The organism is Pseudomonas edaphica (genome assembly GCF_005863185.1).
Lineage (GTDB): Bacteria > Pseudomonadota > Gammaproteobacteria > Pseudomonadales > Pseudomonadaceae > Aquipseudomonas > Aquipseudomonas edaphica.
Map to the genome: position 1 here is coordinate 1 of NZ_VBVZ01000252.1, position 8,533 is coordinate 8,533.

The 8,533-nt window shown below is 60.0% G+C and carries 7 protein-coding genes and 1 pseudogene; 5 read left to right on the forward strand and 3 right to left on the reverse strand.

Annotated elements, in window-relative coordinates:
• The 5 genes and pseudogenes from FEM54_RS17365 to FEM54_RS17385 form a co-directional block, all read left to right on the forward strand.
• A pseudogene (locus FEM54_RS17365) lies at positions 1-182 on the forward strand (3-isopropylmalate dehydratase small subunit); the annotation flags it as partial.
• Positions 183-629: 447 nt separating this feature from the next.
• Positions 630-1,784, forward strand: coding sequence for a KamA family radical SAM protein (locus tag FEM54_RS17370; protein WP_017136355.1), 1,155 nt, complete (start codon positions 630-632; stop codon positions 1,782-1,784).
• A 26-nt stretch (positions 1,785-1,810) separates the two neighbouring features.
• On the forward strand, positions 1,811-3,175 hold the full coding sequence (locus FEM54_RS17375; RefSeq protein WP_240792764.1) for an ATP-grasp domain-containing protein: 1,365 nt from the start codon (positions 1,811-1,813) through the stop codon (positions 3,173-3,175).
• Positions 3,176-3,179: 4 nt separating this feature from the next.
• Positions 3,180-3,920 carry a 2OG-Fe dioxygenase family protein gene (locus tag FEM54_RS17380; protein ID WP_138452113.1) on the forward strand — a complete coding sequence of 247 codons (741 nt, stop codon included), beginning with the start codon at positions 3,180-3,182 and terminating at the stop codon, positions 3,918-3,920.
• Positions 3,917-5,149 carry an MFS transporter gene (locus FEM54_RS17385; RefSeq protein WP_017136352.1) on the forward strand — a complete coding sequence of 411 codons (1,233 nt, stop codon included), beginning with the start codon at positions 3,917-3,919 and terminating at the stop codon, positions 5,147-5,149. Before FEM54_RS17380 ends, FEM54_RS17385 begins: the two co-directional genes overlap by 4 nt.
• Here the strand turns inward: FEM54_RS17385 and FEM54_RS17390 are convergent.
• From FEM54_RS17390 to FEM54_RS17400, 3 genes are all read right to left on the reverse strand, one after another.
• Positions 5,130-6,044, reverse strand: coding sequence for a LysR substrate-binding domain-containing protein (locus tag FEM54_RS17390; protein WP_017136351.1), 915 nt, complete (start codon positions 6,042-6,044; stop codon positions 5,130-5,132). The genes FEM54_RS17385 and FEM54_RS17390 overlap by 20 nt on opposite strands.
• Before the next feature lie 78 nt (positions 6,045-6,122).
• A complete protein-coding gene (locus FEM54_RS17395; protein WP_138452117.1) occupies positions 6,123-7,427 on the reverse strand; it encodes a dicarboxylate/amino acid:cation symporter in 1,305 nt (434 codons plus the stop codon).
• Positions 7,428-7,523: 96 nt separating this feature from the next.
• Complete coding sequence (locus tag FEM54_RS17400; protein ID WP_138452119.1) at positions 7,524-8,399, reverse strand: alpha/beta fold hydrolase; 876 nt, start codon at positions 8,397-8,399, stop codon at positions 7,524-7,526.
• Positions 8,400-8,533: the final 134 nt, after the last annotated feature.

The window sequence follows — 8,533 nt, forward strand, 5'->3', positions numbered from 1 at the left end:
TGGACCTTGAGGCGCAACAGATTCGCTTGGCCGATGGCCAGGTGATCTCGTTCCAGATCGACACCTTGCGCAAGACCGCGTTGTTGCTCGGCCTGGATGCAATTGGCAGCACGTTGCAGCGCAGTGAGCAGATCAAAACGTTCGAGCGCCAGCATTTGGCGGCCAACCCCTGGCTTGGTTGAAAACCTTAATGGGGTAACTACGTAGTTATATAAGTAGAACAAACGCCCTCCAGTTATTGGGGGGCGTTTTTTTTGGGGGGGACTATTTACTTTTCAAATAACGCCGGTTGCACCGCGTAACCTCAGTGATTGCAAGGGCGGTGTAGCGTTAGTAGATGAAGCCCTGAAAAAATACAAGGGTATTTGTTGACACCTTGTAGGTCATCGGCTTAAGTGGATGCTGACTTGGAAAGTCGCACATTATAAGAAAAGGAAGTTGATGCCATGCCCCGTGAATTAGTGGTCATTTATATCTCTCTGGTGCCGGTGATCGAGTGGGTAACTTGATCGACTCCTGCCACCTGTCAATCAGTTGTCGTTGTTGCGGATATTACGGTCTTTTCCAGTGTGAAAAGGCACGTATGCCGATGCCTTAACATTCGTTCAGAACACAGAGAGTTCAAACTCATGTCGATTTTTGATCAAGCGATCCACCGTTCGGTACAGTGGCAGGATTGGCGTTGGCAGCAGAAGAATGCCATCCGCGATGAACCGGCACTGCGGGCTGCCTGCGGTGGCTGGAGCGAGGAAACCAGCGCGCATATCGAACACAACTTGCAAGACCGCAAGCTGCAGATAACCCCTTATTACATTGACTTGATCAAGCGCTCTCTCACCGATGGCGAGGTGATGGACCATCCGCTGTGGCGCCAAGTAGTGCCCTACTGGAGCGAACAGGTCGCTGGCGATTACGACGGCACCTCGGAGAACTGGGAACTTGGCCACGAAATGAAAACGCCGATTTGCCAGCACAAGTACGACAACCGCGTGATCCTGCGCATGACCAACACCTGCAACGCCTATTGCCAGTTCTGCTTCGAAGCGCTGCGCACCCTGCAAGTGGGTACCGAGAAGGCCAATGCCAGCGCCGACTCGTTCAAGGACTCGCTCGAGTACATCCGCAACAACCCGGCCATCGAAGAGGTGATTCTCAGCGGTGGTGACCCGTTGATGCTCGCCGACCGCAAGCTCGAAGAGAACCTCGCCGCCCTGCGTGGCATCCGCGACGACCTGCTGATTCGCCTGCACACACGGGCCTTGAGCTTTAACCCGTTTCGGGTGACCGATGAGTTATTGGCCATGCTGGAAAAGTACAAGGTCAATGCGTTTGGCGTACATGTGTGCCACCCGCTGGAACTGAGTGCGGACTTTGCCGTGGCGGTTAAACGTATCCAAAGTGTGGTGCCGATTGTGTTCTCCAACATGCCGCTGTTGCGCGGTGTGAATGACGATGAAGCCACCTTGCATAAACTGTTTATTGATCTTTATCGGTTGGGCGTAAAGCCATATTACTTGTACCACTTCATGCCGTTTTCTCCGGGGGCGTCGGAATATAAAGCATCGATCAGCCACGCCATCGCTATTATGGATCGCCTCAAGCGGCGCGTGTCCAATATAGCCATGCCGGAATATGTGCTGCCGCATGCACAGGGCAAGTTTACCGTGCCGCTGCTGGACTTTGAAAAGCCACACGACTTGCCGCACTTTGAAGTGCGCGATGGGCAACGTCATTACCGCTTCCGTAATTGGGAAGGGCAGTGGTGCAGTTGGCAGGATGCCTGAAGTGACTGACGCATGAGGCGGTATTAATGATGAAACAAGATGCCATTCTTTTTATTGATATTGATGACAGTGCCTCTGTTCGCTATTGCTACCGCGAGCCGCACTTCGCGGCGGCCCGTGCCCAAGGCCTGGCCTGCTTGACGGCGGGTGTGGCCGGACGCAAGCACCTGCAGCGGCTGCGGGACGACAGTGATGCAGTGTTCCTGCTCGACGCGTTGAATGAACAATCGATTCTGGAGTTGGTGGGGCGGCTGGATGGGCAGTACCAGGTCCGCGCAATCTTCTGCCAGGCCGGCCACCCGTCTGCGCAGGGCGAAGTCGGCTGCATCGTGGCGCAGGCCTCTCGGCGGCTGGGCCTGGTGCACAGCGACCCACTTGCCATTGCTGCGTGTAACAACAAGTTCCTGATGCGCCGCGCGCTGAAAAAACTCGGCGTGCGTTCGGTGCCGTTTGCGCTGTGCAACAACGAACAGCAACTGCGCGAAGGTGCCGAGCAAGTCGGTTACCCGCTGATCGCCAAGCCACCCTTTGGTGGCGCGTCGGCATTTATCAAGAAATGCTCTGACTGGGCGCAGTTGCGCAGCCACTACGCGCATTTCCTGGCAGATCATGCCAGCGCAGCCTATGCGGATTTCTACGGCTGCGCCCACACGTTGCCGGAGGACGATGGGCAGCGACGAGAATACCTGCCGGGGCGTAGCCTTTTGCTTGAAGGGTTCATCCCAGGTATTGAAGGCAGTGTGGAGTGTGTGGTGGCGGGCGAGCAGGTTCATGCGCTGCTGATCAATGAAAAACTGATGTTGACCGAGCGCAGTGGCACCGTCCTGGAGAACCTGCTGATTTCGCCGCCGACGTCCTTTACCGACGCCCAGTGTGAGCAGATCCGCCAGTACGCCGTGGAGTGCCTGCGCGCGGTGGGCCTGACCAATGCCGTGGTGCATTTCGAGTTCCGCATGACGGACGCGGGGCCGGTGGTGATCGAAATCAACCCACGCGTCGGCGGGCTGTACGTCAATGCCGCGTTCCGTGACTTGGCAGGCATTGACCCGTACCAGCTGTATCTGTCGCTGCTGCTGGGTGAGCCAGATGTAAATGCGCGGTTGGACGCCGGCGCACGCCAGGTCGCGCAGGCCTCGCAACACTACTCGATGCTGGCGATCTATCCGGAGCACAGTGGCCACTTCAAGGGTATTGAAGGCCTTGAATGGCTCGCTCAACAGCCGTCGGTGCTGGAATATGCCCAACAGGAGTCCGGTCACTCTATTGATGCCGATATCGAAGAGCATTACTTGCTCAAGTGCTGGGCCAGGGTCGACGATGCTGCCCACGCCCATGCGGTGCATGATGCAATACGGCACAATCTGCGCGTGATTATCGACAATAAGGGTTAGCGATATGGATATCCCACAGATTGGCGCGTACTTGCGCGAGCACCATTATTGTCACCGTCGGGACTTTGGCCAGTTGCTCAAGGTTGAGCCCGGCGAGGAGCAAAGCTTTCGCGCCTACTGGGCGAACCTGGTGCGCGATGAGGCGTTCAAGGCATACACGCATCGCGAACGGCGGATCCTGCGCTATCGTTTATCCCCGACGCGGCAGTTGCAGATCGACCGCAATAGCGCGTTCAAGTCGCCGGTCACCTATGCGGTCAACTATCGCCAGGGCGTCAACCACTTGAGCTACAGCGAGGAGGGCTTTATCGAGCACCCACTGATGCAGAAATTGCTCGCCACCGACCTGGCGGTGCTCGAACCGCACCTTGGCCCGCATGCCTACACCATTGATATCCACCAGTTTCGCGTGCGTGCAGAGGGGCTATCGCCCAGCCCGACTACCTCGGGTATTCATCAGGATGGCCTGGACTGGGTGTTCATGCACTTCATTGGCCAGAGCAACACGGTGCCGGTGGTGTCCGAGGTGTTTACCGGTGAGGCGGAGCATAGCCGCGTGCTGGACCTGGCGATGGAGCAGTTCCTGGAAACCATCGTGATCAACGACCGTGGGCTATATCACCGCGCCGGCGCCGTGCGGGCGCAGGCCGATTCGGCACCGGCCTGGCGCGATGTGCTGCTGGTCAGCCTGCGCGGCGTGACGGCTGATGACGTACGGGTAGAAGACGAGGTACAACCGGCATGAGTGACGTTCAGCCATTGGGCCTGTCGACCCGCAACGCACGCTTGATCATCTTTGCGCGGGGCGTGTCGGACTTCGGCGCATTCCTCAACATGGTGGCGCTCTCGACCTACGTTTACTGGCTCAGCCAAAGCGTGGTGTTTGTCAGTGTGTTCCTGGCGTGCCGGGTCACGGGCGGGATTGTCGCCAGCCTGTTCGGCATCCCGTTTTTCCGGCGCTTCCCGGGGCGCAGTACCTTGGCCGGGCTGGACCTGGCCCGCGCGCTGTTACTGGTGCCGCTGCTGGTGCTGATCCCGGCGCATCAACTTAACGTGCTGCCGTTTATCGCGTTCGGCATCGGCCTGTGCAATTCGCTGTTTGCCATTGGCCTGAACAGCCAGTTGCCGACCTGGGTGGCGCTTGAACAGCGGGTGGGCACCAATGCCTGGATCACCTCGGCGGCGGCTACCGGTGCGGTGTTTGGCAGCTTGCTTTCCGGTGTGCTGATCGCCACGGGCGGATTCGAGGCGGTGTTTGCCGTCAACATCGGCACTTACGTGGTGGCGGCTTGCCTGATCCTGCCGTTGCGCGCCTTGTATTCAGTCGCCGTTGCCGCGCATCGTGGGCTTGCGGCCGAATGGCATGAGTTGACCAAAGGCCTGCGCGGTGCACCGGTGTTGGCGGCGATGTTGTTGATCAGCATGCTCGACACCCTCGGCAGCGCGGCACATAACGTCGGCTGGCCGGTGTTGTCGCAATACATTTCGCCGGACACTGCGAAAACCGTCATGGGCTACTTGCTGGCGGTGTGGGCCTGCGGCAAGTTCATCGGCGCGCGCCTGGCCAGTGCGTTGCTCAAGGGCCGTGGCACCCAAGGCATGGAGCGCTGGTTCATGGCGGGTGTGGCGCTGATGTCCAGCGGCTTTATCCTGACCTTCCAGCAAACCGAACTGTGGCTGGCGCTGCTGCTGGTGGTGTGGGCCGGGCTGGGCGATGGCATCTCCGAGGTGGCGCTGGTTTCCCGTGCGCAAAGCGAACCCGATAGCTTGCGCCTGCCGCTGTTCAGCCTGTTGACGCTGATCCAGATGGCCGGCTTTGGCGTGGGCATGCTGGTGGTGGGGCCGTTCTACCTGACGTGGACGCCGGCCCAGGTGATCGTGCTGTTCCACGGGTTGCCATTGACCGCCCTGGTGATCATGACGGTATGGCTGGGTGTCAGCGCCACGCGGGGCGTCAGATCGACAACCCCTTGAAGTGCTCCTGCAAAAACTCCACGCAGGCGCGCAATTTACCGGAGTAGGCCAAACGTGTCGGGTACACCGCCCACACGTTGGCACTCTGTGTGTAGGTGTGCAGCACCTGCACCAGCTTGCCCTGTTCCAGCAGCGGTTTTACGTCCCACATCGAGCGCAATAACACACCGCGCCCGTCCAACGCCCACTGCAACACGATCTCGCCATTGTTCGATGACAGCGGCCCGCGCACGCGCACGCTTTCGGGCGCGCCGTCACGCTCCAGGTTCCAGATACCGAACGCATTGTCGCGCTCCTTGAGCACCAGGCAGTCGTGCTGCTCCAGGTCGCTCAACTGTTGCGGCGTGCCTTTGCGTTGCAGGTATTCCGGTGCCGCGCACAGCACGCGGCGATTGCTCACCAGCCGCCTGCCGATGTGCTGGCCGGGGATGTCATCGCCGACGCGAATCTCCAGGTCAAACCCTTCACTGACGATATCCACCACGCGGTCGAACAGGTCCAGGCGGATTTCCAGGTCCGGGTACTGCTCGGCCAGCAACGACAGGGCCGGCGCCACATGATTGCGGCCGAAACCGAAGCTGCTGCACAGGTGCAGATGCCCGCGCGGGCTGTCGTGGGCATCGCTGAGTTCATCGGACAGTTGCTGGAAATCTTCGAGGATACGCACAGCCCAGCGTTGTACTCGCTCGCCGTCTTCGGTCAGGGCGATGCGGCGGCTGGTGCGGTGCAGCAGGCGCGTGGCCAGGGTGGTTTCGAGGATCTGAATGCGCTTGCTCACATACGCAGGCGACAGCCCCAGTTCATCGGCGGCGGCTGCGAAGCCGGCCTTGCGGATCACGGTGAGGAACACCCGCAGGTCTTCGGGTAGGGGCACGGTATCTTTCTTATGAGTCATCAGAAACAGACGTGGCGGCATGAGCCGCCAGAATAGCACCGGATCGGCATGCCTTCGGGCATGCCGATCCGTTAATGCTTACTCGGCGGCGACCTTCGCCTGCGCGGCAGCCCGCGCATGGCGGCCATGCTTGAGGGCGATAGGGGCCATTTTTTCGCGGTCCAGTTCACCCTCCCAGGCGGCTACCACCAATGCCGCCACGGCATTGCCGATGATATTGGTCAGCGAGCGGCATTCAGCCATGAAGCGGTCGACACCCAGAATCAGCACCATCGCTGCCACCGGCACGGTCGGCACCACGGCCAGGCTTGCGGCCAGTGCCACAAAACCTGCACCCACCACCGCACCGGCGCCCTTGGAGGTCAGCATGGCCACCGCCAGCAAGGTCAATTGTTGCTCCAGCGGCAAGTGGATATTGGTGGCCTGCGCCAGGAACAACACCGCCAGGGTCATGTAGATGTTGGTGCCGTCGAGGTTGAAGGTGTAGCCGGTCGGCACCACGATGCCCACCACGCCTTTGGACGCACCCAGGCTTTCGAGTTTCTGGATCAGTTGCGGCAGCGCCGACTCCGACGAACTGGTGCCGAGCACAATCAACAGCTCCGATTTGATATAGCCCATCAGCTTGAAAATGCTGAAGCCGGCGTAGCGCGCGATGCTGCCCAGCACCACGGCCACAAAGAAAAACGCGGTGAGGTAAAACGTACCCACCAGCTTCAGCAGCGGCAGCAATGAACCCACGCCGTATTTGCCGATGGTGAAGGCAATCGCCCCAAACGCGCCGATGGGCGCCACGCGGCTGATGATGCCGACGATGCGAAAGAACACTTCGCTGGCCTGGTTGATCACGCCCACCAGTGGCCGGCCTTTTTCCCCGACCATCACCAGGCCGACACCGAACAGTACCGAGACAAACAGGACCGGCAGGATTTCGCCCTTGGAGAAGGCATCAAAAAACGTGGTGGGGATCACGTGCAGCAGGAACCCGGTGATGCCTTCGCCATGTTCGGCCTGGCCGACAAAACCGGCGATGGCCGAGCTGTCGAGGGTCTTCACGTCAATGTTGAAACCCACGCCCGGTTGCAGCAGGTGCGCGGCGAGAAGGCCGATCAGCAGGGCGATGGTGGAAACGATCTCGAAGTACAGCAGCGCCTTGCCGCCGACCCGACCCACCTGTTTTACATCGTGCATGCTGGTGATGCCGGACACCACCGTGCAGAAGATGATCGGGCCGATGATCATCTTGATCAGCTTGATAAACCCGTCGCCCAGCGGCTTGAGGTCGATACCGATTTGCGGCCAGACATGGCCGATCAACACACCCAGCGCGATGGCGATGAGCACCTGGATATACAGGGTTCCCAGCAGTTTTCGGATTGTCATTGTTATTATCTCGGGATGTTTTTTGGGCAAAGCGAACCCGTCGCAGGTCATTGGCAGCCTGCGAGGCGGGTGTTTCAGATCAGTGTGTCAGTGCATTCAGCGCAGGAAGGCCAGGACTTCGCCCAGCAACAACTCAGGGGCTTCTTCGGCAATGTAGTGCCCGGCCGGCAGCGCCTTGCCACGCACGTCGGTGGCGACTTTCTGCCATTCCTTAAGTGGCTCGAAGCAGCGGCCAACAGTGCCTTCGGCGCCCCACATCACCAGCAACGGCAGGTTCAGGTGGTTGCCGGCGTCGATGTCGGCCTGGTCGTGCTCAAGGTCTATACCGGCGGCAGCGCGATAGTCCTCGCAGATACCGCGAGCGGTGCCGGGCAGTTGCAGGCAGCGCAGGTATTCGGCGAAGGCTTCATCGGTAAACGGTTTGAGCCCGGCACTGCGGCTGCCCATGACGCTGCGCAGGTACAGCTCGGGGTTGCTCTCGATCAGCGCTTCGGGCAACGGCGCCGGGCGGATCAGGAAGAACCAGTGCCAGTAGGCGCGGGCGAAGGCTTCGTCGGTCTGGGCGTACATCGACAAGGTGGGCGCGATATCCAGCAGCACCATGCGCTGCACGGCGGCGGGGTGGTCCAGGGCGAGGCGGTGGGCCACACGAGCGCCACGGTCGTGGGCCAGTACCGAGAAGGTGTCAAAGCCCAGGGCTTGCATCAGCTTGACGCTGTCGCGCGCCATTTCGCGTTTGGAGTAGTTGGTGTGGTGGTCGTTGGCGGGTGGTTTGCTGCTGTCGCCATAGCCGCGCAGGTCGGCGGCGACCACGGTGAATTGTTCGGCTAACTGTTCGGCGACTTTGTGCCAGATGACGTGGGTTTGCGGGTGCCCGTGCAGCAGGAGCAGACCGGGACCTGTACCGCCTTTGCGGTAACTGATGTCCACGCCGTTGACGTGGCACTGGTCTTTTTGGAATCCGGCGAACATGGAATGACTCCTCTTTGTAAGTGCTTGCATCGTGGAATCACGCGGGGTTTGGGGCAAGGGGGAAAGCGTGGAGGGGTTGTTCATGAAGTGTGTAGGAGCGGGGTACATATCCGTTGCTGCGGTAACGGCTACTT